Raw genomic sequence first — 597 nt, 5'->3', positions numbered from 1 at the left:
TGACCCGGCTGCGCCAGCCGGAGCGCCAGGTGCTCGACACCCTCATCGCCGGCGGGGTGGCCCGCAGCCGCAGCGAGGCGCTGGCCTGGTGCGTCCGTCTGGTCCAGCGGCACACCGACGACTGGCTCACCGAACTGCGCGAGTCCCTCGAACACGTCCAGCGGGTACGGGACCGGGGGCCGGGCACCGGACCGCAGGAGGAGGAAGGAGAAGAGCCCACCGCCGACGGCGGGTGAACCGCCCTGTCGGTGCCCCCCGTTACGGTGCGGGCATGACTCGATTCGTATTGGTGGCCGGTGCCCGGCTCGGGGCGTGGGCGTGGGACGAGGTGGCGGCCGAACTGCGGGCGGCCGGGCACGAGGCGCATCCGCTGACGCTGTCCGGCCTCGCCGAGAANNGCTGGCCCAGCGACCACGTCCGGCAGGCGATCGACGCGAACGGCGGCTTCTGGCCGATCCCGGGGGCCGGCGACTACGCGGGCCAGGACCTGACGGACGAACAGATCGACCGCATCGTGGCCGGGTCGACCCCGCACCCGGGCGCCACGCTCACCGAACCGGCCGTCCTGGAGCGGCCCCTCGCCGACCTGCCGGCGAC

General features: G+C 74.6%; 1 protein-coding gene and 1 pseudogene. Both read left to right on the top strand.

What is annotated here, in order from left to right; translation table 11 throughout:
• A partial coding sequence (locus B7L92_RS37890; protein ID WP_497592088.1) for an Rv1265 family protein occupies positions 1-236 on the top strand: 236 nt, incomplete at its 5' end.
• Positions 237-271: 35 nt separating this feature from the next.
• Positions 272-597 (top strand): annotated as a pseudogene (locus B7L92_RS37885) (hypothetical protein); the annotation flags it as partial.

This window comes from Streptomyces viridosporus (assembly GCF_002078235.1).
Lineage (GTDB): Bacteria > Actinomycetota > Actinomycetes > Streptomycetales > Streptomycetaceae > Streptomyces > Streptomyces viridosporus.
This window is presented reverse-complemented; position numbering and strand designations above follow the sequence as displayed.